25 protein-coding genes are annotated in these 25937 nt (G+C 61.9%); 12 read left to right on the top strand and 13 right to left on the bottom strand.

The window, feature by feature from the left end; all coding sequences use genetic code 11:
• Window positions 1–8: 8 nt before the first annotated feature.
• Complete coding sequence (locus AMK00_RS15590) at window positions 9–488, top strand: NUDIX domain-containing protein (protein WP_064810992.1); 480 nt, start codon at window positions 9–11, stop codon at window positions 486–488.
• An 84-nt stretch (window positions 489–572) separates the two neighbouring features.
• Here the strand turns inward: AMK00_RS15590 and AMK00_RS15585 are convergent, their stop codons facing one another.
• Entirely contained in the window at window positions 573–1583 is a 1011-nt protein-coding gene (locus AMK00_RS15585; protein WP_064810991.1) for a glutathione S-transferase family protein, read from the bottom strand.
• A 279-nt stretch (window positions 1584–1862) separates the two neighbouring features.
• On the opposite strand from AMK00_RS15585, the gene AMK00_RS15580 reads away from it, so the two are divergent.
• Entirely contained in the window at window positions 1863–2363 is a 501-nt protein-coding gene (locus AMK00_RS15580) for a GNAT family N-acetyltransferase (protein WP_064804121.1), read from the top strand.
• On the opposite strand, the gene AMK00_RS15575 is transcribed toward AMK00_RS15580, so the two are convergent.
• The 5 genes from AMK00_RS15575 to AMK00_RS15555 are packed head-to-tail and all read right to left on the bottom strand — an operon-like array spanning window position 2364 to window position 9613.
• A complete protein-coding gene (locus AMK00_RS15575) occupies window positions 2364–2780 on the bottom strand; it encodes a GNAT family N-acetyltransferase (RefSeq protein WP_064810990.1) in 417 nt (138 codons plus the stop codon).
• 4 nt (window positions 2781–2784) lie between these two features.
• On the bottom strand, window positions 2785–4857 hold the full coding sequence (locus AMK00_RS15570; RefSeq protein ID WP_064810989.1) for a hypothetical protein: 2073 nt from the start codon (window positions 4855–4857) through the stop codon (window positions 2785–2787).
• 1 nt (window position 4858) lies between these two features.
• Window positions 4859–7672, bottom strand: coding sequence for a DUF4159 domain-containing protein (locus tag AMK00_RS15565; RefSeq protein WP_064810988.1), 2814 nt, complete (start codon window positions 7670–7672; stop codon window positions 4859–4861).
• Window positions 7669–8589, bottom strand: coding sequence for a DUF58 domain-containing protein (locus tag AMK00_RS15560; RefSeq protein ID WP_064810987.1), 921 nt, complete (start codon window positions 8587–8589; stop codon window positions 7669–7671). Before AMK00_RS15560 ends, AMK00_RS15565 begins: the two co-directional genes overlap by 4 nt.
• A gap of 13 nt (window positions 8590–8602) precedes the next feature.
• Entirely contained in the window at window positions 8603–9613 is a 1011-nt protein-coding gene (locus AMK00_RS15555) for an AAA family ATPase (RefSeq protein WP_064810986.1), read from the bottom strand.
• A 158-nt stretch (window positions 9614–9771) separates the two neighbouring features.
• Here AMK00_RS15555 and AMK00_RS15550 point away from each other — a divergent pair, with 158 nt between their 5' ends.
• The 3 genes from AMK00_RS15550 to AMK00_RS15540 are packed head-to-tail and all read left to right on the top strand — an operon-like array spanning window position 9772 to window position 12292.
• Entirely contained in the window at window positions 9772–10395 is a 624-nt protein-coding gene (locus AMK00_RS15550) for a DUF1285 domain-containing protein (RefSeq protein WP_064810984.1), read from the top strand.
• A complete protein-coding gene (locus AMK00_RS15545; RefSeq protein WP_064810983.1) occupies window positions 10392–11042 on the top strand; it encodes a CoA pyrophosphatase in 651 nt (216 codons plus the stop codon). Before AMK00_RS15550 ends, AMK00_RS15545 begins: the two co-directional genes overlap by 4 nt.
• A complete protein-coding gene (locus tag AMK00_RS15540) occupies window positions 11039–12292 on the top strand; it encodes a CCA tRNA nucleotidyltransferase (RefSeq protein ID WP_064810981.1) in 1254 nt (417 codons plus the stop codon). Before AMK00_RS15545 ends, AMK00_RS15540 begins: the two co-directional genes overlap by 4 nt.
• A 67-nt stretch (window positions 12293–12359) precedes the next feature.
• Here AMK00_RS15540 and AMK00_RS15535 read toward each other — a convergent pair whose 3' ends face one another.
• The 3 genes from AMK00_RS15535 to hemF all read right to left on the bottom strand — a co-directional run bounded on the left by AMK00_RS15535 (window position 12360) and on the right by hemF (window position 13936).
• The gene (locus tag AMK00_RS15535) at window positions 12360–12545 is read right to left on the bottom strand and encodes a DUF1059 domain-containing protein (RefSeq protein WP_064806262.1); all 186 of its coding nucleotides are present in this window, start codon (window positions 12543–12545) and stop codon (window positions 12360–12362) included.
• A gap of 113 nt (window positions 12546–12658) precedes the next feature.
• Complete coding sequence (locus AMK00_RS15530) at window positions 12659–12922, bottom strand: hypothetical protein (RefSeq protein WP_064804105.1); 264 nt, start codon at window positions 12920–12922, stop codon at window positions 12659–12661.
• Window positions 12923–13024: 102 nt separating this feature from the next.
• Window positions 13025–13936 (bottom strand): oxygen-dependent coproporphyrinogen oxidase, encoded by a 912-nt coding sequence (gene hemF / locus AMK00_RS15525; protein WP_064810979.1) that lies wholly within the window; start codon window positions 13934–13936, stop codon window positions 13025–13027.
• A gap of 167 nt (window positions 13937–14103) precedes the next feature.
• On the opposite strand from hemF, the gene AMK00_RS15520 reads away from it, so the two are divergent.
• Window positions 14104–14364 carry a hypothetical protein gene (locus AMK00_RS15520; RefSeq protein WP_064804101.1) on the top strand — a complete coding sequence of 87 codons (261 nt, stop codon included), beginning with the start codon at window positions 14104–14106 and terminating at the stop codon, window positions 14362–14364.
• Between the two features lie 3 nt (window positions 14365–14367).
• Here AMK00_RS15520 and AMK00_RS15515 read toward each other — a convergent pair whose 3' ends face one another.
• Both AMK00_RS15515 and AMK00_RS15510 read right to left on the bottom strand, forming a co-directional pair.
• The gene (locus AMK00_RS15515; protein WP_064810977.1) at window positions 14368–16014 is read right to left on the bottom strand and encodes a Na/Pi cotransporter family protein; all 1647 of its coding nucleotides are present in this window, start codon (window positions 16012–16014) and stop codon (window positions 14368–14370) included.
• Window positions 16015–16211: 197 nt separating this feature from the next.
• Entirely contained in the window at window positions 16212–16673 is a 462-nt protein-coding gene (locus AMK00_RS15510; protein ID WP_064810975.1) for a tRNA (cytidine(34)-2'-O)-methyltransferase, read from the bottom strand.
• 384 nt (window positions 16674–17057) lie between these two features.
• Between AMK00_RS15510 and AMK00_RS15505 the strand changes: the two genes are divergently transcribed.
• Window positions 17058–18914: an ABC transporter ATP-binding protein gene (locus AMK00_RS15505; RefSeq protein WP_064804096.1), complete on the top strand. Its 1857-nt coding sequence runs from the start codon at window positions 17058–17060 to the stop codon at window positions 18912–18914.
• A gap of 88 nt (window positions 18915–19002) precedes the next feature.
• Here the strand turns inward: AMK00_RS15505 and AMK00_RS15500 are convergent, their stop codons facing one another.
• Window positions 19003–19233 carry a hypothetical protein gene (locus tag AMK00_RS15500; protein WP_064804094.1) on the bottom strand — a complete coding sequence of 77 codons (231 nt, stop codon included), beginning with the start codon at window positions 19231–19233 and terminating at the stop codon, window positions 19003–19005.
• 161 nt (window positions 19234–19394) lie between these two features.
• On the opposite strand from AMK00_RS15500, the gene AMK00_RS15495 reads away from it, so the two are divergent.
• Entirely contained in the window at window positions 19395–21308 is a 1914-nt protein-coding gene (locus AMK00_RS15495; RefSeq protein WP_064810974.1) for an ABC transporter ATP-binding protein, read from the top strand.
• On the opposite strand, the gene AMK00_RS15490 is transcribed toward AMK00_RS15495, so the two are convergent.
• The gene (locus tag AMK00_RS15490; protein ID WP_064810972.1) at window positions 21264–22196 is read right to left on the bottom strand and encodes an endonuclease/exonuclease/phosphatase family protein; all 933 of its coding nucleotides are present in this window, start codon (window positions 22194–22196) and stop codon (window positions 21264–21266) included. The genes AMK00_RS15495 and AMK00_RS15490 overlap by 45 nt on opposite strands.
• Window positions 22197–22482: 286 nt before the next feature.
• Here AMK00_RS15490 and petA point away from each other — a divergent pair, with 286 nt between their 5' ends.
• The 4 genes from petA (at window position 22483) to AMK00_RS15470 (ending at window position 25923) form a co-directional block, all read left to right on the top strand.
• Window positions 22483–23061 carry a ubiquinol-cytochrome c reductase iron-sulfur subunit gene (gene petA, locus AMK00_RS15485; protein WP_011426278.1) on the top strand — a complete coding sequence of 193 codons (579 nt, stop codon included), beginning with the start codon at window positions 22483–22485 and terminating at the stop codon, window positions 23059–23061.
• Window positions 23062–23075: 14 nt separating this feature from the next.
• Complete coding sequence (locus AMK00_RS15480; RefSeq protein ID WP_064804088.1) at window positions 23076–24356, top strand: cytochrome b; 1281 nt, start codon at window positions 23076–23078, stop codon at window positions 24354–24356.
• A 25-nt stretch (window positions 24357–24381) separates the two neighbouring features.
• The gene (locus AMK00_RS15475) at window positions 24382–25266 is read left to right on the top strand and encodes a cytochrome c1 (protein ID WP_020921913.1); all 885 of its coding nucleotides are present in this window, start codon (window positions 24382–24384) and stop codon (window positions 25264–25266) included.
• Window positions 25267–25380: 114 nt separating this feature from the next.
• Window positions 25381–25923, top strand: a complete 543-nt coding sequence (locus AMK00_RS15470; RefSeq protein ID WP_020921912.1) for an adenine phosphoribosyltransferase — start codon at window positions 25381–25383, stop codon at window positions 25921–25923.
• The last annotated feature ends 14 nt before the right edge of the window (window positions 25924–25937 follow it).

Below are 25937 nucleotides of genomic sequence, written 5' to 3'. Positions count from 1 at the left end.
ACGGGACGATGGTGGATAAAGAGAAGCGGCCCCCTCACATCAGGCTGGCCCTGCGCCTCCTGCATGTCTATTTCTCCTTCGCCCGCGGCATGACGATGGGGGTCAGGGCCGCCTGCTTCGATGCGGACGGCCGGATCTTTCTCGTGCGCCACAGCTATATCGGCGGCTGGCATATGCCCGGCGGCGGGCTGGAACGCAACGAGACGGCCGAAGAAGCGCTGATCAAGGAACTGCGCGAGGAGGGCAACCTCAGAATCATCGGAAAACCGCAGCTGGTCCAGGTCTATTTCAACACCACGACCACCCGGCGCGACCACGTCGTATTCTATCGCGCAACCGTCGAGCAGACGGCACCGCGGCCGCCGGATTGGGAGATTTCCGACAGTGGGTTCTTTTCGCTCGACAGCCTGCCCGAGGGTACGACCGAGGCGACGTATCGCCGCCTCGCCGAGCTTCGGGGCGAGCAGGAGCCAGACCACCGCTGGTGAGAAGCTTCAGGCTGCATTCAGCCCGCTGCATAATTTCTTAAGTCGGAATCGATTTAAGAGTAAATTATGCAGCAATTTAAAGTTCTACAGCGTCCTTTGCGCGTCTAAAAAGACGCGCGGCGCTGTAGCGCGGCCATGCGGGCTGTCGAGATCGAGCGCCGGGCCGATGGGGACGATGCCGGTCGGGTTGATCGTCTTGTGACTGCGGTAGTAGTGCTGCTTGATGTGCTGCAGGTTTACCGTCTCGGCAACGCCTGCCGTCTGATAGAGATCCCTGAGATAGCCGGGCAGATTGCGATAATCGGCGATGCGGCGGATGTTGCACTTGAAGTGGCCGACATAGACCGTGTCGAAACGCACCAGCGTGGTGAAGAGGCGCCAATCAGCCTCGGTCAATCTGTCGCCGAAAAGGTAGCGGCCCTTGCCCAGGCGTTCGTCGAGAATATCGAGTGTTTCGAACAGTTTGCCGACATTTTCCTCGTAAGCTTCTTGAGTTGTGGCAAAGCCCACCTTGTAGACGCCGTTGTTGACGGTGTCGTAGACGGTGGCGTTCAGCGTGTCGATCTCGGCACGGAGATCCTCCGGATAGAAATTGGCCTTCGAACCCGTCAGCCCGTCGAAGGCGCTGTTGAACATGCGGATGATCTCGGCCGACTCGTTATTGACGATCGTGCCGGTCTGCTTGTCCCAGAGGACGGGAACGGTAACACGGCCGGAATAGTGCGGATCCGCCTTGACGTAGATCTGCCAGAGTGTCCCAGCGCCAAAGAGATGATCGCCGGTAGCGCCGTCACCGATCTTGAACTCCCAGCCATTCTCGAGCATCAGCGGATCCACGACAGAAACCGAAATCAGCTCCTCCAGCTTCTTCAGTTTGCGGAAAATCAAGGTGCGATGGGCCCAAGGGCAGGCGAGAGAGACATAGAGATGATACCGCCCGGCCTCGGCCTTGAAACCGCCGCTTCCGGAAGGCCCGGCCTCGCCATCTGCTGTCACCCAGTTGCGAAATTGCGAGGGCTGCCGTTTGAAGTGGCCCTTGCTCTCCCTCGTGTCGTACCAGACGTCATGCCAGACGCCGTCCACAAGCATTCCCATGATTTTCATTCCCTTGATTGGCGTGTTGGAATTGACGTTAGCTGAGATAGTGGGGCTTTGCAGGCGGTAAAGATTGAACAGTGCGTCACGCCCCCGCGCCAGCAGGATCGGGTGTGCATTTTGCGTTGGACGGCGGAAATTTTTCCTGCTATCGGCCTTTTCACGATTTGAGGAACGCCTGTCTGATGTTCATTTCCAGAAACCTGCGACGACGCTGATGCTCCGAACGCCGAAGGCGTATTCGAGACCCATCAATCTGTCCAACCGGTTTCTGTCATCATGTACAAGCACGATCTCGTCTACCTCACCGAAGACGCGTCCCACGACGCCGCCATCGAACACATCAATGAAGAAGCCTTCGGTCCGGGCCGGTTCACGCGTGCCGCCGCGCGCATCCGCGAGCAGGGGCCGCATGATCTGTCGCTTTCCTTTATCTGCGCCGACGACGGCGAGACGATCGCCTCCGTGCGCATGACGCCGGTGCTGGCCGGCACGGTGAAGGGGCATCTTCTTGGCCCGCTTGCCGTTCGACCCTCGCACAAAAATATCGGTATCGGCCGGGAACTGGTGCGGATCGCGGTGGAAGCTGCGCGGCGCAAGGGTTCGGAAGCCGTCATCCTGGTCGGCGATCCGCCCTATTACGGCCCGCTCGGCTTCGAGAAGGTGGCCTATAACGCGCTTGCCTTTCCAGGTCCCGTCGATCCCGGCCGGGTGCTGGTCGTTCCGATCGCCGAGGGTGTGCACGAGCGGCTGAAAGGCATAATCGCCTGGCGCGGATGATCAGAGATTTTTCCGGAGGAAGCTGCGGGTGCGGCCTTCCGGGAGATCCTCAAGCTCGCCGAAGATTTCATAACCCTGGCGCAGATAGGCGCGGAGAGCCTGCGGGTTGAAGGTATCGATCCAGGCGCCACGACATCCTCGCGCCTTGGCCTCGTCTTCCGCCATTGCGAGGATCTTGCCGGCTATGCCCGTCCCGCGCAGCGTATCGGGGATATAAAGCACTTGGGTGAAGAGCCAGCCCCAGGCGGTAAAGCCCGACAGGCCGCCGGTCACCTTGCCGGCGGTATCGCGGATGAGCACGGCGAGCGGCTGGCGGTCCGAAGGGCCGACATCGCTGTTATTGAAGGCCGAGAGTGCATCGGTGATTGCCGCGAGTTCCCCAGCCGAAGGCGATGCCGTGAGCTCGAACTCCGGCATGCGACTATCGCCCTTCGCGCCACCACATGGCGCCGAAAGCGAGCAGCAGGATGCCGACGCCGGCGAAGCCGGCAAAGAGCGGCAGCGTGTTGATTCCCTTCAGGACCGTTTCGTTGGTCATGCGGATCATCATACGCTCGTTATCGGAGACGCGGACCTGACCGCGCACCGGCAGGATCGGCGGAACGCTGATCGCGCCCTTTTCGCTGGCGACACGGGTCACGAGACCTTTGCTCCTGTCGACGACAGGCTTCAGCACGTCGGTCGTCGAGATCATCGCCTTGAATTCGGGCGCATCGACAGCGCCGATATGCACAAGCGTCGATAACTTGCCGTTACGGATTTCGAAGAGGCCGACTTCGTTCATGCGTTTCTCGGCCTTGTAGAGCCCTGGTTCCGTCTGGGTGAGCGGCAAGGTTTCGGTCTTGCCGGAGGGGTAACGCACGGTGGCGTTACCAGGATTGTCGCCGATCGTCTGGCGCGTGACTTCGAGCGTTCGGCCGGAGGCGCGCGCCGTCAACGCTTCTTCCTCGAGCGCTGGTTCCTTCATTAGCCAATGAGCGATGCGGCGATACAGCGAGACATTTGGACCGCCGCCTTCGAAGCCGCGCGCCCAGAGCCAGCCCTGATCGGAAAGCAGCATGGCGACGCGGCCTTGGCCGGCGCGGTTCAGCACCAGCAACGGATGGTTGTCGGCGCCAACCATGATCGTTTCGCCCTGCGGCCGTTCGACATCGACGCTGCGGAACCAGCGGCCCCAATGCGGCGGGTCCTCGCCGGAGCCGTCCAAGCCGCGTGTGACCGGATGCTTGCGCCCTTCCTCGGAGAGGCGAGGATAGAAGGCCTTTTCGATCATCCGGCCGGTCGGCTCTGCCGGCAGCACAGAGGCGAGCGGCGTCATCGCGATCGACTCTGGGCTCGCGTGTTCCGGACCGGCGGCGATCAACAGCGCGCCGCCGTTCTCCACGTACTGGGCGATGTTGTCATAGTAAAGCATCGGCAGCACGTTGGCGCGGTCCTGATAGCGGTCGAAGATGATCAGGTCGAAATCCTTGATCTTGTCGATGAAGAGTTCACGCGTCGGGAAGGCGATCAGCGACAGCTCGTTGATCGGCGTGCCGTCCTGCTTTTCCGGCGGACGCAGAATGGTGAAGTGAACGAGATCGACCGAGGCGTCGGATTTCAGGAGGTTGCGCCAAGCGCGCTCGCCGGCATGCGGCTCGCCGGAGACGAGCAGGACGCGCAGATTCTGGCGAATGCCGTCAATGACGTGGACGGCGCGGTTGTTCGCGGTGGTGACTTCGCCGGGAAGCGCGGCGACGGAGAATTCGAGCACGTTGCTGCCGCCAGCCGGCACCTTGAAGGAGAAAGGCGTATCCTGACCGGGCGTTGCCTGTAAGGTAGCGATCTCGTCGCCGTTCAGCTTCACCGTGACGTCGGCCGTGCCGCCGGGGCTCGGACCATCGTCGAAGACGCGCAGGACGACCTGCTGCTCCTCGTTGACGATGCCGAAGCGCGGTCCCTTGATGACTTCGATGCGACGGTCGAATTCCTTGGGCTTGCCGGTGACGAGACCATGGATCGGCGCATCGAAGCCGAGCGCCTGATTGGCGGCCGGGACATCATGGACTTCACCGTCGGTCAGCATGATGGCGCCGCCGATGCGGGCGGCCGGGACATCGGCGATGTTGGCTGCCAGCGCATCGAACAGGCGGGTGGACGGAACGTCGGAATTGACGTCGCCTTCGACTTCGACGAAGCGGGGTTCTATCTGGGGGAAGCGGGCAAGCTGCCCTTTCAATGCCGCAAGCGCGTCATCGGTCATCTTCATGCGCTCGGGTGTCTGCTGGCTTTGGCTCCGGTCGACGATGACGGGGACGATCGTCGACAACTGATCCCGATCCTCCTGCAGCAGTACGGGGTTGGCAAGGGCGCTCAGAAGGGCGAGGGCGGCCAGTGTCCTGATCCAGGCGCCGCGAATGCCGCGGAAGATCGCAAAGGCGGCGATGAGAGCACTGGCGGCGGCCAGTGCCGCTAGAATCGGCCAGGGCAGGAAGGGTGAAAAATCGAAGGTCATCTCATTGCCCTAACCGTTCGAGGAGGTCGGGAACGTGGACCTGGTCGGTCTTGTAGTTGCCGGTCAGCATGTACATCATGATGTTGACGCCGGCCCGGTAGGCATATTCACGCTGCCCTTCATCCGAGGGCACAGTCGGCAGCATCGGCGTACCGTTTTCGTCGACTGCCCAGGCGCCGGCCAAATCATTGCCGGTGATCAGGATCGGCGAAACCCCGTCGGCCGTCGCCGCCGCTTTTTCGGTCGTTTCTCGGCCACCTTGCCGGGCCTCGATCCAAAGCGGGCTGCCGGCATAGCGGCCGGGAAAGCTCGACAGGAGATAGAAGGATTTCGTCAGCACGTGATCCGAGGGGACCGGTTCGAGCGGCGGGATATCGAGATTGGCGAGGATTTCCTGCAGCCGCTGACCGTTGGCGCTGACATCGCCGCCATTGTCCAAAGCGCTGAGCTGGTCGCGCGTGTCGAAAAGCACAGTGCCGCCGTTGCGCATATAGGCGTCGATGCGGCTGATCGCGGCCGATGACGGCATGGGCGCCGTTGCCGAAACCGGCCAATAGATGATCGGATAGAAGGTGAGTTCGTCCCTGGTGAGGTCAAGGCCGACGGGCGGCGCCGGCTCCAGCGTCGTGCGGAAGGTCAGGAACTGGGTCAAGCCCTCAAGGCCGCGCTCGGATATATTGTCGACTTCCTGCTCGCCGGTGACGACATAGGCGAGATGCGTGTTGTCAAGCCTCTCCAGAATGAGGTCGTCATCGGGCCGAGAGTCGTTGGCGTGAAGTGTGCCGGGCTGCAGCAGGAAGCCTGCGCCGAGTACGACCGCGATCACGCCCACGGCGCGAGCGGCCGGGCGCAATCGCGAGAAAGCGCCGTTCATGAAGAGGACGATCAGGCTGTCGGCGAGCAGCAGCAGAAAGGCGACCAGGAAAAGAGCCGGCTTTGCCGACCAGCTTTCGCCGCCGATCAAGCCTTCGCGCACGGCATTGATTCCAGCGGTATCGAGCGGCTTCAGTTCGGCGTTGTCGGGCAGCACGTTCAATGAGGTGAAACCATCTTCCGAACCGTAGAGGCCGGGCGGATTATCGAAATTCGCCGTCGGTTCGGCTCCGGCCCTGGGGATCAGAGGTCGCGCCGAGCCAGTCTCGGAAACGAGCACACCCTTGGCCGTCAGCATGCGGTAGGGAGGAAGGGTCTCGGAGACACGCGCGCTGCTGCGCGCCTCGGACGTCACACCGCCTGAGCGCGATATCTGCAAGAGGTGACGCAGCATATCGACGAAAGTGCCCGAGATCGGCAGATCGGACCAGGTCGCTTCCGCTGTGACGTGGAAGAGGACGATCTGGCCGGATGCCAGCTGCTTCATCGTGACCAGTGGCGTGCCGTCGGCGAGGCTTGCCCAGGTGCGTTCGGCAAGGTCGGGTGTCGGCTCGGCGAGCACCTGCCGTTTGACGACGACATCGGCGGGACGCGGTATGCCCGCGAAGGGGCCGATGCTCGGAAATTCGGCCAGCGACTGCGGTTCGCTCCAGGACAAGGTGCCGCCCAGCGCTCGTTCTCCCTGGCGTAGGATGACGGGAATGAGCGGATCGTCGGCAGGTGCCGCCGCCATGCGCGGGCCGGCGAAACGCAGGAGCATGCCACCATTCGATATCCAGCGTGTCAGAGGTTCGTAGGTCTCCTCCGGCAGGCGGCCGATATCGGCCATGATGATGATCGAAGGGTTGCTGGCGAGAAGTTTCGGTATTGCGACCGCCAGATCGGAATCGCTGGGCTGGATGAGGTCTGCATAGGGCTGCAGCGCCCGCTGGATATAGTAGAGCGGCGAGAGCAGCGGCTGGAATTCATCGGCTCCGGTACCGGACAGCAGGACGACGCGGCGCCGCTTGAACGCGTCGTCGAGAAGGTGGACCGCGCCTGCCGTCGCGCCGGTGTCGACGCTGATGCGGGCGAAATCGTTGCGCATCTCGAAGGGAGCGGTGATCGAACTCGTGGCGACGCTCTGGCCGGGACGGAAATCCACCCTGCCGTTGGCGATCGAGCGGCCCTGGGCATCGACGGCGTTCAGCGCCACGGATGCGGGGCGCGAACTGTCGAGCCGCGTGACCTTGACCGTCATGGCGTCGGCCGCATTGCTGGCGGCGGTGACGGCAACCGTCTTCGTGGCATCGCCCTCGATCAGGCGCAGATCAGCGGGCTGGAGCTCGGCGAGCCTGCGCACCGTCGGATCATCGGCTTTGGCGGCGGCGCCGTCGGTCAGGAAGGCGAGGGTACCGGGCTTGACGCCGTTGAGCGCCGCGCGCAGCGCCTGAAAGGCGCGCTCGCGATCGGGGACCAGCGGCCGCGGCTCGGCAGCCCGCAGCTTGTCGCGGGCGCTGGCTGCGGTGCCGGGCACGGCATCGTTGGTGGGATCGGCGGTGAAGGCGATCGCTACCGGCGTGCCGGCGGATTCGGCATCGTCCACCAGCGCGTCGGCAGTCTGGACGCGACGCTCCCAATCGGGCGATGCCGCCCAGCTGTTGTCGACGAAGAGGACGAGCGGGCCACCCGATGCCAGCGAATTGGTGCGCGGATTGAAGACCGGATCGGCAATCGCAAGGATGATGATGGCAGCGAGCAGCATGCGCAGAAGCGTCAGCCACCAGGGGCTTTGCGCCGGTGTTTCCTCGCGCTTCAATACCGATGCAAGGATCTTCAGCGGCGGAAAGACCTCCGTTTTCGGGCGTGGCGGTGTCAGCCGCAACAGCCACCAGATGACCGGCAAGGCTATGAGGGCGCTGAGAATGGCGGGATAGGCGAAAGCGAAGGGAAGGGCGTTCATAGCAGCCCTCCATGCGTTGCCTTGGCCGGCATGCCGGACAGGTACATGTGGACCGCGACCAGCGCCTCCGAGGCAAGATGATCGGTGCGGTGGGTTGTAAAGGTCCAGCCGAGATGGCGCAGCGACTGGCCGAGGCTGTCCCTACGGGCAAGGTAGGCGTTGCGATAGGTCTCGCGGACGTGTTCGGCGCGGCCGGAAATCAGCTTGGCGCCGGTCTCCGGATCGATGAATTCGGTGCGGCCGCTATAGGGAAAGATCTCTTCGGCGGGATCTGCTATCTCGACCACATGGCCGTGCAGGCCGCGGCGGGCAAGCGGGCCGAGCCGCTCCATGATAACAGGAGCGTCGTCGAGGAAATCGCCGATGAGCACGAGGTCACTCCAGCCGCGGATCATCGCTGTTTCCGGCAGTCCGCCGGTCAGCGGCGCGTGCATGAGCGCGGCTGCGAGGCGTTCGCCGGCATTACGGGTGGAGACGGGTTCCATGATGCCGGGGCAGCCGATGCGCTCGCCGGAGCGGGCGAGGATTTCAGCAAGCGCCAGCATCACGACCAGCGCCCGGCTTTCTTTGGAGACGCTGCCGTAGCTCGACTTGTACATCATCGAAGGCGACATGTCGCACCAGAGCCAGATCGTGTGCGCCGCCTCCCATTCGCGCTCGCGCACATAGGTATGATCGTCGCGGGCGGAGCGGCGCCAATCGATGCGCGACAGGCTTTCACCTTCGGCATAGGGTCGGAACTGCCAGAAATTCTCGCCGATGCCGCGCTTGCGGCGGCCGTGCCAGCCGGCAATCACCGTATTGGCGATGCGCTTGGCTTCCACCAGGCAGTCCGGCATCAGGGAGGCCCGCTGCCTGGCGCGGGAAAGGGCATCGCTGCCTGACGTCGGGTTGACGGTCTGTCCGATAGGTGCCACGCGTCCGGCTTCCTTATCCCTTTGCCTGCCTGACCAGTCCGGCGATGACGTCGCGCACCGACATGCCTTCGGCGCGGGCAGCGAAAGTCAGCGCCATGCGGTGCTGGAGAATGGGTTCGGCAAGCGCGAAGACATCATCAAGGGACGGAGCGAGGCGGCCTTCATAGAGCGCACGGGCACGGGCGCAGAGCATCATCGCCTGGCCGGCGCGCGGGCCGGGACCCCAGGCGACGTTCTTGTCGGTCGAGGCATTGCCCTGGCCGGGGCGGGCGGAGCGCACCAGCGAAAGGATGGCGTCGACGACGGTCTCGCTTACCGGCATCTGGCGCACCAGGGTTTGGATCTCGATCAGCCGCTGCGCGTCTATGATCGCTTCCGGCCGGGTTTCGCTCATGCCTGTCGTCTCGAGCAGGATCTGGCGTTCGGCGGCGAGCTCGGGATAGTTGACGTCGACCTGCAGCAGGAAGCGGTCGAGCTGGGCCTCGGGCAGGGGATAGGTGCCTTCCTGCTCCAGCGGGTTCTGGGTGGCGAGCACATGGAAGGGAGCCGGCAGGTCATAGCGCTGGCCGGCGATGGTGATGTGATATTCCTGCATCGCCTGCAGAAGTGCCGACTGGGTGCGCGGCGAGGCGCGGTTGATTTCGTCGGCCATCAGGAGTTGAGCGAAGACTGGGCCTTTGACGAAACGGAAGGAACGGCGGCCGCTGTCGTCCTGATCCATCACCTCGGAGCCGAGAATATCCGAAGGCATCAGGTCGGGCGTGAACTGGATGCGGTTGGCGGCAAGACCCAGCACCTCGCCGAGCGTGGTCACCAGCCTGGTCTTGGCAAGGCCGGGGACGCCGACAAGCAGGGCATGACCGCCTGACAGCACAGCGAGGATGGTGTTCTCGACGACGCTCTCCTGACCGAAGATCACTTTCGAAACTTCCCCGCGGATGGCGGCGATATCGGAGAGCGCCCTTTCGGCTGCGGCGACGATCGCCTTTTCATCGAGGCTGGCTTCGGTCTTCATCATACCCACGGGCATCTCCAACGGCTGAAATCATTCGGCAGCGAATCGGCGGACTTATACATCTGCCTCATACTCGATAGAGTTATGGAGATGCGACGGGCTGACAAGTTCGTTACGAATGACTATCTCGTGACTTCACTTCGTTAAGGACAAACCGGGACGGAAGAATGGCAGCCGAAGAAATCAGCGGACAGGCGGATGCGGCGGGGCTTGTCGCGCTGATCTCGCGCGCCTCCGCCGAAAACAGCGGTAGAAAACGCGGGCTACCGCCGGTCGAGCGGTGGAATCCGCCTTTTTGCGGCGATATCGACATGGAGATCAGGGCCGACGGCACCTGGTTCTACATGGGTACGCCGATCGGCCGTCCCGCGCTGGTGCGGCTGTTTTCGACAGTCTTGCGCAGGGACGAGGACGAAAAGACCTATCTCGTAACTCCTGTGGAAAAGGTGGGGATCAGGGTCGTCGACGCGCCGTTCATCGCCGTGGAGATGAGCGTGACGGAACGAGAGGGCCGCCAGGTGCTGACATTCCGCACCAATGTCGGTGATGTCGTGGAAGCAGGAGGAGAGCATCGGCTGCGCTTTGCCATTGCGGGCGATAACGCCGAACTGAAACCCTATCTGCATGTGCGCGGGCGGCTGGAGGCGCTGGTGTCACGCGCGGTGATGTACGAACTGGTCGCGCTCGGCGAGGCACTCGACGTGGAGGGACAGGCGATGTTTGCGATCTGCTCTGCCGGCGAGGTCTTCCCCGTCATGCCGGCCGATGAACTGGATGCACTTAGCCGATGAACGATGCGATCACCCAACGTTATCCGCTGTTCTCAGCAGCCGAATTCCGCCGCCGCGCGCTCAACCAGAATGGCGGGCCGGTGGACCATGCCTGGCGCGATCACGGCGACCATGTCCTCAATCCTGATATCGTGGAGGAGGTGGCGACCTTCAAGCTGCGCGACGCCGCCGTGCTCGTGCCTGTCGTCGACGACGGCGAGGAAGCGCATGTGATCTTCACCAAGCGGACGACGACGCTGCGCAAACATTCCGGCCAGATCGCCTTTCCCGGCGGCTCGATCGATCCGGCCGATATCTCGCCTGAAATGGCGGCGATCCGCGAGACGGAGGAGGAGATCGGCCTGGCCGGCTCCTTCGTCGAGACAGTCGGCAGGCTGCCGAACTATCTCGCCTCGACCGGTTTCCGCATTACGCCCGTGCTCGGCGTCGTCGAGCCGGGTTTCGCGCTGAGGCTGAACCCGGCCGAGGTGGACGACGTGTTCGAGGTGCCGCTTTCCTTCCTGATGAACCCGGCCAATCACCGCCGCGACAGGCGCGTCATCGACGGCATCGACCGGCATTTCTACCGCATGCCCTATGAAACCAGGATGATCTGGGGCATCACCGCCGGCATCGTCCGCACGCTCTACGAAAGGCTTTATGCATGACCGGCATTGCCGACCAAGCATGGTTCCGCGATCCGGCCCTCGGCCGGGTCCTTGCGCTTCTCAATGCCGATGAGGGGGAAGGGCGAGTGGTCGGCGGCGCGGTGCGCAACAGCCTGATGGGCCTGCCGGTCAGCGATATCGACATCGCCACGACGCTGCAGCCTGAAATCGTCATGGAGCGGGCGGCGGCGGCCGGCGTCAAGGCAGTGCCGACAGGATTGCAGCACGGCACGGTGACGCTCGTCATCGATGGCAAGCCTTTCGAGGTGACGACGCTGCGTACCGATGTGGAGACCGATGGGCGCCACGCCAAGGTCGCTTTCAGCACCGACTGGAAGGCCGATGCCGAACGGCGGGATCTGACAATCAACGCGCTCTATGCAGATGCCGGGGGCGAAGTGGTCGATCTCGTTGGCGGACTTGCCGATATCGAAACGCGCAACATCCGCTTCATCGGCGATGCGGCAAGGCGTATCGCCGAGGACCATCTGCGCATTCTGCGCTTCTTCCGTTTTTTTGCCTATTACGGCTCCGGACGGCCCGATGCGGAGGGCCTGAAAGCCTGTGCGGCGGCGCGGTCGAAACTGAAGACGCTGTCGGCCGAACGCGTCTGGTCGGAGCTCAGAAAACTGCTCGGTGCTGCCGATCCCGGCCGGGCACTCCTCTGGATGCGGCAGGTGGCGGTGTTGACGGAAATTCTGCCGGAATCGGAACGTTGGGGGATCGATGCCATCCCTTCGCTTGTCGCCACCGAGAGGGCGCTCGGCTGGGCGCCCGATCCGCTGCTGCGCCTGATGGCGATCGTACCACCCGATGCGGCGCGGTTGGAGGCGCTTGCGGCCCGGCTGAAACTCTCCAATGCGGAAGCGGCCACTCTCAAGGCCTGGGCGACGGCGGCGCCGGTCAACGACGAAATCTCGCCGGCCGCTTTCGAACGGCTACTTTACCGCAACGGCCCTGACGGCATAACGACGCGGCTGAAGCTAGCGCTTGCCGTTGCGCGCGGCAAGGCTGAGGGCGATCTTGGCGAAATGGCGCGTTCGGCGCGGCTCGGCAAGCTCATGGATCAGGCCGCGAACTGGAAGAAGCCGCAGTTTCCTCTGAACGGCGGCGACGTGCTTGCGGCGGGTGTCGCATCTGGCCCTCGCGTCGGCGAACTGCTTGCGGTGCTGGAAAATCAGTGGGTGGAGGAAAATTTCACCTCCGATCGGACGGCGCTGCTCGCCCGGCTGCAGGAACGAGCGCAATAGCCGACATCGCGTCGCATCGGATGGATGCGGCGCGGCTCCCTTGTTGCCAGGACTCGGTCACCGGCCGTCAGGCGGCGGTGGCTTCGTCGCGGATGCGTGCCTTGATGTTATCAACCATGTTTTCGCGTATGATCGTTTCGCCGTGAGCAGTCTTCAGGTGCTCGACTGCGCGGCGAACCACCTCTGCGTCATTATCCGCCCGGGTGTGCCAGGCGCAGCCGGGAACGAGCGTGCCGCATTCGAAAAGTCGCATGGTTTTCTCCTCTGTCTGGAACGCAACGGCCATCGCGCTTTCACGCGATTGATGAAATGTACGTGCGAAGAGAAGGTTCCGGCCGGCAGGAGGTGGCGACCGGAGAAGGTGCTTCAGTCGGGCATTGCCCACGCTTTGTAGGTTTCCGAGAGATGGCCGGGCGTGTTGCTGTTGGCTGCGTCATTCTGCAGATCCTCCGGCGACTTTCCGCCGGCCAGTTGCAGCTTGACCTGCTCGATGAAGCAGGACAGCGGCAGATCGGAGCCACTCTTGGCCCGCAGTTTCTCGGCAATGCGGATCAGGAACTCGGGTGTGTCTATTGCACGGAATGTTTCCTGGGCATCCGTGGACGCAGGCGAGCCGCTTTTTGTCGTCATGACAATCCTCCTCCGATTGTTACGCACGTACATATAAAGTTAGGACTCACTGAATTTTTATGAAGGTCCTTCAGCTCGAATTATCGATGAGTTTTTACAGTCTCACGGCCAGCGTACTACCGGAGGCAGTGACGAGAGAATGGATTCGACGTTGCCGCCGGTCTTCAGGCCGAAGATCGTGCCGCGATCATACAGCAGATTGAATTCGACGTAACGGCCTCGGCGGATCAATTGTTCGTCGCGGTCGGCTTCCGTCCATTGTTTGTTGAAGTTGGAGCGAACGATCTTCGGATAGACCATGGCGAAAGCCCTGCCGACGTCCCGCGTGAAGGCGAAATCGGCATCCCAGCCGCCGGCTTCTTCGCTCGAATGCAGCCAGTCATAGAAGATGCCGCCGATGCCGCGAGGCTCGTTGCGGTGCTTCAGGAAGAAATAGTCGTCGCACCAGGCCTTGTAGGCGCCGTAATCGGCGACGGCGTGATTGCGGCAGGCGATCTCCATGGCCTTGTGGAAGAGCTGGCTGTCCTCGTCCTCTTGCGTGCGGCGGCGCGACAGCACCGGCGTCAGGTCGGCCCCTCCGCCGAACCAGCGGCTTGTGGTGACCACCATGCGGGTGTTCATATGGACAGCCGGAACGTTGGGGTTGACGGGATGGGCGATCAGCGAGATGCCCGAGGCCCAGAAGCGCGGGTCGTCCTTGGCGCCCGGTATCTGCGCCCGGAATTCCGGAGAGAATTCGCCATGGACCGTTGAGGTATGGACACCGACCTTCTCGAAGACGCGGCCTTCCATCATCGACATGCGGCCACCGCCGCCGGCGCCTTCTTCGCGCGACCAGTCCTTAGCGACAAAGCGGCCTGGCTCCTGATCGGAGAGGGGGCCTTGCAACTCGTCTTCGAGAGCTTCGAAGGAGGCGCAGATCGTATCGCGCAGCCCTTCGAACCAGTTGCGGGCGGCCGTCTTCTTCTCTTCGATATCCTCAGGCAAGCCGATTGGCAGTTCCGGTCTTTCCATGTCACGCCTCCGCGGCCGGCATCCGTTGAGGATGCGACTCGCTCATTCCTTGTTGCCCGCCACATCTAGCAGGCGGCGCCGCCCCTCGCCAAGCTGCGGCCAGGGCATCGAGATTCGACTCGCAAAACAAGGGTTTCGATACTATCTTTTCGACAGAGGTAGGGTTGATGGCAAAAATTCCAGGACCTCCGTCCTTCGACGGCCTGAAACGCAGAATGGCGAGACACCGGGCGGAAAACCCTGCCCGTAAGAAAGACCATTTCGTGCGTGAGACATATTGCCTCGGCCTCCTCGACGCCCGCGCCAAGGCGCGCGAATGGTTCGACGAATATCCGAAAGCCGCCTATTGGACCGAGGTGGAAAGCTGGCGTCAGCTCGACGGTGACCAGATCGAATTCACCATGCGCCGCCTGCCTTCGGCCGACTGACCGTCACTCCGCGACGGCGCGCACGCGGCTTTCGATCAGAAGGCCGCTTTCATCTAGGATCGGATGCGCCACCGAGACGATGTGTGCGTTGATCCTCTTCAGGTCACGCAGCATATCGAGATGCAGCGAGCTTGTCTGCAGACTGTCGGCGCGTCCGTCACGCAGGCGCTCCAGATGGTGTTCGGCCGACTGTTTCTCCATGCGCCGGACCTCCACCTTTGTCTCCATCATCTGACGCGCAAGATTGAAATCGCGAGTGACGAAGATCGTCTGGGCAACACGAAGATTGTCGATCGTCAGGTCGAACAGCTTACGCAATTCCTGATGACCGTCGTCGGAAAACCTGAGCCCAAGCGAGATCTTCTTCGATACCTGCTCCAGCAAGCCCTTCTCGATGATATCGCCCATATGTTCGAGATTGATGGCATAGTCGATGACAACGATCGAGCGGCGGGCGTTTTCGTCGCTGAGCCCCTCGCGGCCGAGCTTCGAGAGATAAACCTTCACCGCCTGCTGCAGCTTGTCGACGCGCTCTTCAAGGGTCGCGATTTCGGAAAGCTTGGAAGAGTCATTGCCTTCGAAGGCCTCGGAGACCCGGATCAGCATGCGCTCGATGAGGTCGCCGATGCCGAGCACTTCGCGGGTGGCACTGGTCAAAGCAATGACGGGCGTCGAAAGCTCATGAGCATCCAGATATTTCGGAGCCGTGTCCGGCTCGGCCTGATCCGGAACCAGGCGAGTCATCAGCGTGGCGAGCGGCCTCGAAAAGGGCCAGGCGAGGGCGGCGAGCAGAACATTGAAGAGCAGATGCGCATCGACTGGGAGCTTTGACGGTCCGAAGGGCAGCATCTGGATGAATTCCGCGCCGTAGTCCGCGAGTGGCAAGGCGATGATGCAGCCGAGCGCACGGACGGCGAGATTGCCGAATGTGACGCGTCGCGCCGAAACCGGCCCGGACATCGTCGCGACGACGGGCGGTATCGCGCCGCCGAGATTGGCGCCGAGCACGAGCACGATCACGAGTTCGGCAGAGATCAGGCCGGCCGAGGCGAGCGACAGGATGAGCACCACCACCGCTAGGCTGGACGATGAGACGAAGGCGAGCGCTGCCGAGAAGAGGAGCGCCACGGGCAGAGCGCCATCCAGCAGGCTGATGAAAGCGGCCAGAGCGGGTGAGGCGCGCATCGGCTCCGTCGCAAGGCTCAGGAGATGCAGCGACAACAGCATCAGGCCGATGCCGATCAGCGCTGCGCCGCCGCCCTGGCGGGTGCTGGAGCGGCCGCGGTAAAGCACGATGCCGGAGAGGATCAGGAGCGGGGAGAGCCATTCGATGCCGGTCGCGACGATCCATGCAGTGATCGCCGTGCCGACATTGGCGCCGAGCAGGACGATCTGGGCCATGCGCGGCTTGATCAGATCACGTTCGACGAAGGAGGCGGTCATCAGCGCTGTTGCGGTCGAGCTCTGCAGCGCGACGGTCGCGACCAGTCCTGAGAGGAATGAGCGAAGGCCGCCGCGCGTGCCGGTCGCCAGCCCCGTTCTCAGCCGGGCGCCGAAGGCCCTGGACACGCCGTCCTTCACCTGCGCGAGGCCGAACAGCAGCAGCGCCACGGCTCCGAACAGGTTGATCATGATGATCGTGGAATCCATTTTCTTGTTTTATTCTGCTTTCATCAGTCTACGGGCGTCGGCCTTTGTGGCTAATCTTCCCAAGTTATTGAAATTGTGAAGGTCGTGCGGGATGTTTGATTGTCCGGCTAATAAATATACGCCGGTTTGATCGATTGACAACGTCGATTTTCGACACTTCCCGATATATTCGTCAATCCGTTTCGGGCAGGCGCCAATCAAGCCCAGACGGTTTGGCGCATCGCCTCGCCGACGATCATGGCTGCCGAGACTGCGACATTGATCGACCGCTGGCCTTCGACCATCGGGATGAGGATGCGGGCGTCGGCTCTCTCGTGCACGTGATCCGGCAGGCCGGCGCTTTCGCGCCCGAAAAGCAGGACATCGTCCGGACGGAAGGCGAAATCGGTGTAGCGGTCGGCGGCCTTGGTCGAGGCAAGGATCAGACGGCGGCCTGACGTGGTGCGCCATGCCTCGAAGCGGTCCCAGTTGACATGGCGGGTCAGCGCGGCGGCGGCGATATAATCCATGCCCGATCGTTTCAGATTGCGGTCGGAGACATCGAAGCCGGCGGGCTCGATCAGGTCGACGGCGAAGCCGAGGCAGGCGGCCAGGCGCAGGATCGTGCCGGTATTGCCGGGGATGTCCGGCTGGTAGAGTGCCAGTCTGAGGTTCGTCATTCAGGCGCCGCCCGTTGGTTTCGAAGCGGGAGGCCTAATACAACTGTGATTTCAGCGCAACAGGGCGCAGTTTGGCCCAGAAACGTTCTATTCGCGCCAGTTCGGGGCTGGAAATTTCGCAGTTTTCGCGTTATGCATGCACATCTTCGAACGCCAGCAGGGAGGGCCACATGAATATTTTGCTTATTATGCGCTTTCCCGCCGTAATGCCGATCAAGGCGACATGGCGCCGCTAGAGCGGGCTTCTTTCTAATACTTCCCTTTTGATCCATTGCGCGGCTGATTCAGCCTCGCCCCTTGAACGTCCGGTTCCCATATGTGCTTGCATGGCGCCGAGATGGCGCGAAGCCAGGAGCCGGAACGCTGATGTTTCGGAGCAATTTCATGTTTGGCTGGTTCGAACAGCGACTCAATCCCTTTCCGAGCGAGGAGCCCGTTGCGCCCCCGAAAGGTCTCTTTGCCTTCTGCTGGCATTACAGCAAGCCGGCAGCGCCCTGGCTCGGCCTGATGGCCGTGCTGACGTCGCTGATTGCCGTCGGCGAAGTGGCGCTTTTCCAGTTCCTCGGCGACATCGTCGACTGGCTGACCAATGCCGATCGCGCCACTTTCCTGCAGACCGAAGGCCACAAGCTGTTCTGGATGGCGGCGCTGGTGCTTCTGGGCCTGCCGCTGGCGGCCGGGCTCGATTCCCTCATCATGCATCAGATGCTGCTCGGCAATTATCCGATGATGGCGCGCTGGCAGATGCACCGCTTCCTGCTGCGCCACAGCATGACGTTCTTCGCCAACGAATTTGCCGGGCGCGTCGCGACCAAGGTGATGCAGACCTCGCTTGCCGTGCGCGAAACGGTGATGAAGATCCTCGACGTCTTCGTCTATGTCGTCAGCTATTTCCTGACGATGATCATCGTGATTGCCGCGGCCGACTGGCGGCTGATGATCCCAATCCTCGTCTGGCTCTCCGTCTATGTCAGCATCGTCTCTTATTTCGTGCCGCGGCTTCGCAAGATTGCGGCGACGCAAGCGGATGCGCGCTCGATGATGACGGGGCGCGTGGTCGACAGCTATACGAATATCGCCACCGTCAAGCTTTTCTCGCATGCCGGCCGTGAGGAGGTCTATGCGAGGGAGGGCATGGACGAGTTCCTGCAGACCGTGCACAAGCAGATGCGCAAGGTGACGCTCTTCCACATCAGCGTCTATCTCAACAACTGCGTCGCGCTCTTCGTCGTCTCGGGCCTGTCGATCTGGTTTTGGCTGAACGGGGCGATCTCGGTCGGCGCGATTGCCATCGCCATCGGTCTTGCCATGCGCGTCAACGGCATGTCGCAATGGATCATGTGGGAAGTCTCGGCGTTGTTCGAGAATATCGGCACGGTCTATGACGGCATGGAGATGATGAGCAAGCAGCACGACATCGTCGACAAGCCGAATGCGCCTGACATGACGGCGAAGAAGGGGGCGATCCATTACGATCGCATCCGCTTCCACTACGGCAAGGGCAAAGGCGTCATCGACAATCTGTCGCTCGACATCAAGGCCGGCGAGAAGGTGGGTCTGGTTGGTCGTTCCGGCGCGGGCAAGACGACGCTGATGAACCTCTTGCTGCGCTTCTACGACCTGGAGGCCGGCCGCATTACCATCGACGGGCAGGATATATCAGGCGTCTCGCAGGAAAGCCTGCGCTCGCTGATCGGCGTGGTGACGCAGGACACGTCGCTGCTGCACCGCTCGATCCGCGACAACATCGCCTATGGCCGGCCGGAGGCCACCGACGCTGAAGTGATCGAGGCGGCCAAGCGCGCCAATGCCTGGGAGTTCATCGAAGGGCTCGTCGACATGCAGGGCCGCCAGGGCCTCGACGCGCAGGTCGGCGAACGCGGCGTCAAGCTCTCCGGCGGCCAGCGGCAGCGGATCGCCATCGCTCGCGTCTTCCTGAAGGATGCGCCGATCCTGGTGCTCGACGAGGCGACCTCGGCACTCGATTCGGAAGTGGAGGCGGCAATCCAGGAAAACCTCTTCGCCCTGATGGAAGGCAAGACGGTGATCGCGATCGCCCACCGGCTTTCGACGCTGACGGAGATGGACCGGTTGATCGTGCTCGACAAGGGCCGGATCATCGAGGCCGGTTCGCACGGCGAACTGATCGAAAGCGGCGGCATCTATGCCGACCTCTGGAATCGCCAGTCCGGCGGCTTCCTCTCCGATCACGCCGAGGAGGCGGAAGAGGCTGCGGAATGAGAGAAGCCCTCCCGGCGCAAGCGGGGAGGGCCTTTTCAATTGTTAAATTGATTTACTTGCCAATGGGAACAGGGCGCCGTTTGCCTGCTCAAAGGCTGTCGGCCCAATCGATCACGCGGTCATGTTCGACGACGACGATGGTGTTGGCAGCTGCAAGGGTGCGCAGCGCCACGATGCGGCGGCGTTCCTCGCTGTCGAGCCAGGCGGCGATAGCCTCGATGACGATCTCGTCGCGCGGCAGCGCCAGGTCGAGAGCCAGGGCATCCAACCTTTCCGCAAGCGGAAGCGGAATATGCGCATCGAGCATTTTCGTTTCCATGACCTTCTCTCCGGTGAAGCGCGATCCTATCGTCAGATTGTGACGGGTTCGGAGGCAATCAATGGCAATGCCGCCGATGTTATCGTTTATTACCAAAATATTAGGTTGCGTCCGCTTTCCATTCCCTTTGCCGCTCCCCTCAATCCGCCTATATCGCTTCCATGTTCCTGCGACCCATCTTCCGCCTGTTCGAAACCTGGATCGATCCGTTCCGCCCGCGCGACAACTTGCAGCCGCCGCGTGCTACGCTCGGTTTCATCTGGTTTTACATCGGCCAGGCGAAGATGCCGTTCATCGCCATGCTCATTCTCGGCGGGACGTCGGCGGCCATCGAGGCCGCACTCTTCTGGTTCGTCGGACGCCTCGTCGATATTCTCGCCAGCATTAAGCCCGGCGTCGGCTGGAGCGGTCTTCTCGCGGCTCATGGTGGCGAGCTGTTCGGCATGCTCGCTCTCATCGGGCTCGTGCGCTTCGTCGTCGCCTTCATGATTGCCCTCGTCGATCAGCAGGTGATCACGCCGGGCTTCTACAATCTAGCACGTTGGCAATCTTATCTCCACGTCTCAAGGCAATCATTGTCGTTCTTTCAGAGCGATTTCTCCGGGCGTATCGTCACCAAGGTCTGGTCTGCCGGCCAGGCAACCGGCGATCTCGTCACGTCGCTGATGGAAAGCGTCTGGTTTGTCGGAATTTATGCGGTAACGACGCTCGTGCTCGTCGCCCGGCTGGACTTTACACTCGCCGCCGTCGTGCTGTTCTGGCTTGGCGCCTTCAGCCTGCTTGCCCGCCACTTCGTCCCGCGGATCCGCCATCATTCCCGCGAAACGGCGGAGGCCGGATCGATGCTGAACGGCCGGATGGTCGACTCCTACAGCAATATGCAGACGCTGAAGCTGTTCGCACGCGATGAAGAGAGCGATCGCTACATGCGCCAGGGTTTCGATATCTATCAGGACACGGTGCTGCGCTTCACGCGGTTCATCACCGGCGTGCGGGCCTCCATGGCCCTGCTCTCCGGCCTGATGATCGTAACGATGGCGGGCTTGAGCGTCGATCTCTGGCTGCGCGGCTTGATCAGTTCCGGCGCGGTGGCATTTTCGCTGGCGCTGGTGCTCCGGCTGAATTTCCTGCTCGGCAGGCTGATGACGCAGTTCAACGGCATCATGCGCAATCTCGGCACCATCCAGAATTCCGCGGAACTGATTTCCCAGCCGCTCGGACTCGTCGATCGGCCCGATGCGATGAGCCTGGTGATCCGCCATCCCGGCATTCGCTTCGATAATGTCTCCTTCCACTACGGCAAGGATCAGCAGCCCGTCGTCGAGAATTTCTCCCTGACCATCCGCCCGGGCGAGAAGGTCGGAATCGTCGGGCGTTCGGGCGCCGGCAAATCAACGCTGATGAACCTGCTGCTGCGTCTCTATGACATCCAGGACGGCCGCATTCTGGTCGACGGCCAGGATATATCGGCGGTGACCCAGGAATCGCTCAGGATGCAGATCGGCGTCGTCAGCCAGGATACGTCGCTGCTGCATCGTTCCGTGCGCGACAATATACTCTTCGGACGGCCGGATGCCGGCGAGGAGCGGCTGGTCGAAGCGGCCCGACGCGCCGAAGCCATCGACTTCATTGCCCGCCTGCAGGATCAGCAGGGCCGTAGCGGTTTCGATGCGCATGTCGGCGAACGCGGCGTCAAACTGTCGGGCGGGCAGCGGCAGCGCATCGCCATCGCGCGAGTCATGCTGAAGGACGCGCCGATCCTGGTTCTCGACGAAGCGACGTCGGCGCTCGATTCGGAAGTGGAGGAAGCGATCCAGTCCAATCTCCATCGGATCATGGAGGGCAAGACAGTGCTCGCGATCGCCCACCGGCTGTCGACGATCGCCGCGCTCGACCGGCTGATCGTCGTCGACCTCGGCCGGATCATCGAGGAGGGCAGCCACGATGAGCTGCTTCGCCGCGGCGGGCTCTATGCCGAACTCTGGGCACGCCAATCCGGCGGCTTTCTCGCGTCCGACGAGGATGCAGGCTCAAGGATCGAGGACGAATTCCGCCATGAGGCCAAAATGGTTTGATCCGAAACTGTTCTCGATGCGGCGGACCGATTTCAGCCGCAGGGGCGCTTTGCTGAAGACGTGATCGATCGAAATGCCGAAGGGGCCGGCGGCGATCGGCCATGTCGCAGGCTCCAGCGATGCTGTGCCCAAGCCCTGGCTGCGCATGAGATACTGCACATCCGGCGCCAGAATCGACGTATTGAAATCACCGGCAAGCACAAGCGGTCCCGGCAGCGAAGGGATAATCTCGGCGAGATCTTCGACTTCCAGCCCATGGAATTCGTCGTAATAGGGTTTGGTCAGGTGCGCGGCGAGGAAGTTGATCTTCTGGCCGTCGAAATCGATCGTCGAGATCGTCAGGCGGTTGCGCCACAGCAGGCCGAGGCTGCGGATGCGAGGTTCGATCAGCGGGCGCTTCGACAGGACGAGCGTATCGCATTGCTCCATGCCGACGCCGCAGCCGACGTAATAGGGGTAGGTCTTCAGCAGTCGCGGCAATTCGGACAGTACCGGTTCGGCTTCGAGGATGTTGACGACGTCGGCCCCCGAGCCGATCGCCATGTCGGCGATATCAGCGCCGTTTGCGAAATTGTCGTTCTCTATATTAAAGGACATCAGCTTGAAGAGAGCAGGGTGGCTCTCGTCCACCGCAGGCTCGACGAATTCACGCGTCATCACGATGCCGTGGACGACGAGAACCATCGATGCGCCGAGTGTCAGCAGCGCGTACCAATGCCGCTTGAAGAGGAGGGCTATGCCGGAGGCCACTGCTGCGGCAGCCGCCAGATGGATCTGAAAGCTGTAAAAAAGAGAAAGCAGATAGAAATCTTTGATATAGCGCAGCGAGATAATGGCGACGACGAGGGTTGTGAGAACGCTCATTACGCAAAAGATCGTGTCTCTCATCCGCTCGGGTCCGGCTGGCTGGCATCGTTGCGGTTGCGCCTAACACGGCGGCTTTTTTGTTGCAATGCAACATAAGAGCAAGCGGGTCTTTGCAGTAAAAAATTCATCTGAAATTTCCCGCGACATTGTGCCCTCATCCCCTTGTCAAGGCTGGACATAATTTGCGATCAAGCTTAGAACGCGCCGGATTGCCGGGGAATCTATGGCCGAAATGTGTCCAGATCGATTCGCCAGCAGAGGGGGCGGGGCGGAATTCCGCGATAATTGCGCAGAGGATGGTTAAGCCGTGAGCGAACACGTAACGACAAGCGAGGCTTCAGCAGAGCCCACTCGCCGTGATTTCCTTTATCTCACCACTGGTATGGCGGGCGCTGTCGGCGCTGTTGCTGTCGCATGGCCGTTCATCGACCAGATGCGTCCGGATGCATCGACGCTGGCGCTGGCCTCCATCGAAGTCGATGTCGCGAGCCTCGAGCCCGGCATGTCACTGACGGTCAAGTGGCGCGGCAAGCCGATCTTTATCCGCAACCGCACACCGGAGGAAGTGAAGGCGGCAGCCGATGTTCCGCTGGCGGATCTCAAGGATCCGATCGCGCGCAATGCCAACCTTCCGCCTGAAGCGCAGGCGACTGGTGTTGACCGTTCGGGCGGCAAGGACAAGGAAAACTGGATCGTCATGATCGGCACCTGCACCCATCTCGGTTGCGTTCCGCTCGGTCAGGCCGGTGAATACAATGGTTGGTTCTGTCCCTGCCATGGCTCGGTCTACGACACGGCCGGCCGCATTCGCAAAGGCCCTGCGCCGCAGAACCTGGCGATTCCGACCTTTTCATTTGTGTCCGATACCAAAATCAAGATCGGTTGAGGGGAGACTGATTTATGAGTGGCCATTCCAGCTACGAACCATCAACCGGCTTCGAAAAATGGGTCGATGCGCGCCTGCCGCTGCCGCGCATGGTCTATGACAGCTTCGTGGCATATCCGGTTCCCAGAAACCTGAACTATGCCTATACCTTCGGCGCGATGCTTTCCGTCATGCTGATCGTGCAGATCCTGACGGGTGTCGTGCTCGCCATGCACTATGCCGCCGACACGACGATCGCTTTCAACTCCGTTGAAAAGATCATGCGCGACGTCAACCACGGCTGGCTGCTGCGCTACCTGCATGCCAACGGCGCCTCCTTCTTCTTCGTCGCCGTCTACCTGCACATTGCCCGGGGCCTCTATTATGGCTCCTACAAGGCGCCGCGCGAAATCCTCTGGATCCTCGGCGTGGTCATCTACCTGCTGATGATGGCGACGGGCTTCATGGGCTACGTCCTGCCCTGGGGGCAGATGTCTTTCTGGGGCGCGACCGTCATCACCGGTTTCTTCTCGGCCTTCCCTCTGGTCGGCGAATGGGTGCAGCAGTTCCTGCTTGGCGGCTTTGCCGTCGATCAGCCGACGCTCAACCGCTTCTTCTCGCTGCATTACCTGCTGCCTTTCATGATCGCCGGCGTCGTGGTCCTGCATATCTGGGCGCTGCACGTCACAGGCCAGACGAACCCGACCGGCGTCGAGGTCAAGACGAAGACCGACACCGTGCGCTTCACACCCTATGCGACGATGAAGGATGCCCTCGGCGTCTCCGTCTTCCTGCTCGTTTATGCCTATTTCGTCTTCTACCTGCCGAACTTCCTCGGTCACGCCGATAACTACATCCCGGCCGATCCGTTGAAGACGCCTGCCCACATCGTTCCCGAATGGTACTTCCTGCCGTTCTACGCGATGCTGCGTTCGATCACCTTCAACATCGGCCCGATCGACTCCAAGCTTGGCGGCGTGCTCGTGATGTTCGGCGCGATCATCGTGCTCTTCTTCCTGCCGTGGCTTGACACCTCGAAGGTCCGCTCGGCGGTCTATCGTCCCTGGTACAAGCTGTTCTTCTGGCTGTTCGTGCTCAACGCGATCATCCTCGGCTGGCTCGGTTCGCAGCCGGCGGAAGGCAGCTACGTCATCGTGTCGCAGATCTGCACGCTTCTCTACTTCGCCTTCTTCCTGGTCGCGATGCCAGTTCTGGGTCTGGTGGAAACGCCGCGCCGCATCCCGAACTCGATCACTGAAGCGGTGCTTGAAAAGCGCAACAAGACCACTGGCGCCACCGCGGCGGCCAATGCGTAAGCGAGCGACGGAAGGGAATAGAACTATGAAAACGCTTGTTGCAAGCATTCTGCCGCTTGCCGTCGCCGCTCTCCTTGGCAGCGCCGCTTTCGCCGAGGAAGCGACGCCCGCGAATGGTGCAGCTCCCGCGCATCACGAGGAAGGCGCGACGCCGCACTATCCGCTGAAGGAGCCAAAGGAGCAGGAATGGAGCTTTGCCGGCCCGTTCGGCCACTACGACAAGGCTCAGCTCCAGCGCGGCCTCAAGGTCTACACGGAAGTCTGTTCTGCCTGCCATTCGATGAGCCTCGTGCCTTTCCGCACGCTCGACGAACTCGGTTATTCCGAGGCACAGGTGAAGGCATTCGCTGCCAATTACGAAGTTCAGGACGGGCCGGACTCGGCCGGCGAAATGTTCACCCGCAAGGCAGTTCCTTCGGATCATTTCCCATCGCCCTTCGCTAATGCTGAAGCCGCGGCCGCGTCCAACAACGGTGCGGCTCCGCCTGATTTTTCGCTGATCGCCAAGGCCCGTGAAGTCGAGCGCGGCTTCCCGCAATTCGTCTTCGACATCTTTACGCAGTATCAGGAAAGCGGCCCGGACTACATCTACTCGCTGCTGACCGGTTATGAAGAGCCGCCCGCCGGCTTCCAGGTGGCGCAGGGCGCGCATTATAACCCGTATTTCCATGCTGCCGCCGTTCTCGCTATGCCGAAACCGCTTTCCGACGGCCAGGTAACCTATGACGACGGCGCGCCGGCGACCGTCGACCAATACGCCAAGGATGTTTCCGCGTTCCTGATGTGGGCCGCCGAACCGCATCTCGAGGAGCGCAAGCGCACCGGCTTCATGGTGATGGTGTTCCTGGCGATCTTTACCGTGCTGATCTATCTGACGAAGCGCTCGGTTTACGCCAACAAGGAACATTGAGCGTTCCGTGCCTGAATTCGAAAGGCGGCTTGCGAGCCGCCTTTTTTGTTGGTTCCACCCTCGGCAATTGATAGGGTGCGGCCGGTTTTATGTGCTCGCAGATACGGACGTTCCATGGGCAATACAATTTCGGAGCTCGCAGCCAGCATTCGCTCCATCCCCGACTACCCCAATCCCGGCATCATCTTCCGCGACATCACCACGCTGCTCGGCAACCCCCGTGCTTTCCGCCGGGCGGTCGACGAGCTGGTGCAACCCTATGCCGGCACGAAGGTCGACAAGATCGCCGGCATGGAGGCGCGCGGCTTCATCCTCGGCGGTGCGGTGGCGCACCAGCTTTCCTCGGGCTTCGTACCGATCCGCAAGAAGGGCAAGTTGCCGCACGACACCGTGCGCATCGCCTACAGCCTGGAATATGGAGTCGACGAAATGGAGATGCATCGCGATGCGGTCCAGCCCGGCGAGAAGGTGATCCTGGTCGATGATCTCATCGCCACCGGCGGCACGGCCGTGGGTGCGACGCAGCTTTTGCGCCAGATCGGCGCGGAGGTGGTTGGCGCCTGCTTCGTCATCGACCTGCCCGACCTTGGCGGCCGCAGAAAGCTGGAAGAGCTCGGCGTCGTCGTCCACACGCTGGTCGAATTCTCCGGGCATTGAGCCTGCATTGCGAC

This window comes from Rhizobium sp. N621 (assembly GCF_001664325.1).
GTDB classification, from domain to species: Bacteria; Pseudomonadota; Alphaproteobacteria; order Rhizobiales; family Rhizobiaceae; genus Rhizobium; species Rhizobium esperanzae.
The sequence above is the reverse complement of the archived record's forward strand: the minus strand, read 5'-3'. Positions and strand labels throughout refer to the sequence as shown.

What these genes read in the sequence shown, in the direction of transcription:
- AMK00_RS15565 (WP_064810988.1), bottom strand. Translation starts at nt 7,672, where the DNA reads ATGAACGCCCTTCCCTTCGCTTTCGCCTATCCCGCCATTCTCAGCGCC.
- AMK00_RS15550 (WP_064810984.1), top strand. Translation starts at nt 9,772, where the DNA reads ATGGCAGCCGAAGAAATCAGCGGACAGGCGGATGCGGCGGGGCTTGTC.
- AMK00_RS15570 (WP_064810989.1), bottom strand. Translation starts at nt 4,857, where the DNA reads ATGACCTTCGATTTTTCACCCTTCCTGCCCTGGCCGATTCTAGCGGCA.
- AMK00_RS15530 (WP_064804105.1), bottom strand. Translation starts at nt 12,922, where the DNA reads ATGACGACAAAAAGCGGCTCGCCTGCGTCCACGGATGCCCAGGAAACA.
- hemF (WP_064810979.1), bottom strand. Translation starts at nt 13,936, where the DNA reads ATGGAAAGACCGGAACTGCCAATCGGCTTGCCTGAGGATATCGAAGAG.
- AMK00_RS15510 (WP_064810975.1), bottom strand. Translation starts at nt 16,673, where the DNA reads ATGACGAACCTCAGACTGGCACTCTACCAGCCGGACATCCCCGGCAAT.
- AMK00_RS15515 (WP_064810977.1), bottom strand. Translation starts at nt 16,014, where the DNA reads ATGGATTCCACGATCATCATGATCAACCTGTTCGGAGCCGTGGCGCTG.
- AMK00_RS15545 (WP_064810983.1), top strand. Translation starts at nt 10,392, where the DNA reads ATGAACGATGCGATCACCCAACGTTATCCGCTGTTCTCAGCAGCCGAA.
- AMK00_RS15520 (WP_064804101.1), top strand. Translation starts at nt 14,104, where the DNA reads ATGGCAAAAATTCCAGGACCTCCGTCCTTCGACGGCCTGAAACGCAGA.
- AMK00_RS15475 (WP_020921913.1), top strand. Translation starts at nt 24,382, where the DNA reads ATGAAAACGCTTGTTGCAAGCATTCTGCCGCTTGCCGTCGCCGCTCTC.
- AMK00_RS15495 (WP_064810974.1), top strand. Translation starts at nt 19,395, where the DNA reads ATGTTCCTGCGACCCATCTTCCGCCTGTTCGAAACCTGGATCGATCCG.
- AMK00_RS15480 (WP_064804088.1), top strand. Translation starts at nt 23,076, where the DNA reads ATGAGTGGCCATTCCAGCTACGAACCATCAACCGGCTTCGAAAAATGG.
- AMK00_RS15490 (WP_064810972.1), bottom strand. Translation starts at nt 22,196, where the DNA reads ATGAGAGACACGATCTTTTGCGTAATGAGCGTTCTCACAACCCTCGTC.
- AMK00_RS15540 (WP_064810981.1), top strand. Translation starts at nt 11,039, where the DNA reads ATGACCGGCATTGCCGACCAAGCATGGTTCCGCGATCCGGCCCTCGGC.
- AMK00_RS15585 (WP_064810991.1), bottom strand. Translation starts at nt 1,583, where the DNA reads ATGGGAATGCTTGTGGACGGCGTCTGGCATGACGTCTGGTACGACACG.
- AMK00_RS15505 (WP_064804096.1), top strand. Translation starts at nt 17,058, where the DNA reads ATGTTTGGCTGGTTCGAACAGCGACTCAATCCCTTTCCGAGCGAGGAG.
- AMK00_RS15580 (WP_064804121.1), top strand. Translation starts at nt 1,863, where the DNA reads ATGTACAAGCACGATCTCGTCTACCTCACCGAAGACGCGTCCCACGAC.
- AMK00_RS15500 (WP_064804094.1), bottom strand. Translation starts at nt 19,233, where the DNA reads ATGGAAACGAAAATGCTCGATGCGCATATTCCGCTTCCGCTTGCGGAA.
- AMK00_RS15590 (WP_064810992.1), top strand. Translation starts at nt 9, where the DNA reads ATGGTGGATAAAGAGAAGCGGCCCCCTCACATCAGGCTGGCCCTGCGC.
- AMK00_RS15575 (WP_064810990.1), bottom strand. Translation starts at nt 2,780, where the DNA reads ATGCCGGAGTTCGAGCTCACGGCATCGCCTTCGGCTGGGGAACTCGCG.
- AMK00_RS15470 (WP_020921912.1), top strand. Translation starts at nt 25,381, where the DNA reads ATGGGCAATACAATTTCGGAGCTCGCAGCCAGCATTCGCTCCATCCCC.
- AMK00_RS15535 (WP_064806262.1), bottom strand. Translation starts at nt 12,545, where the DNA reads ATGCGACTTTTCGAATGCGGCACGCTCGTTCCCGGCTGCGCCTGGCAC.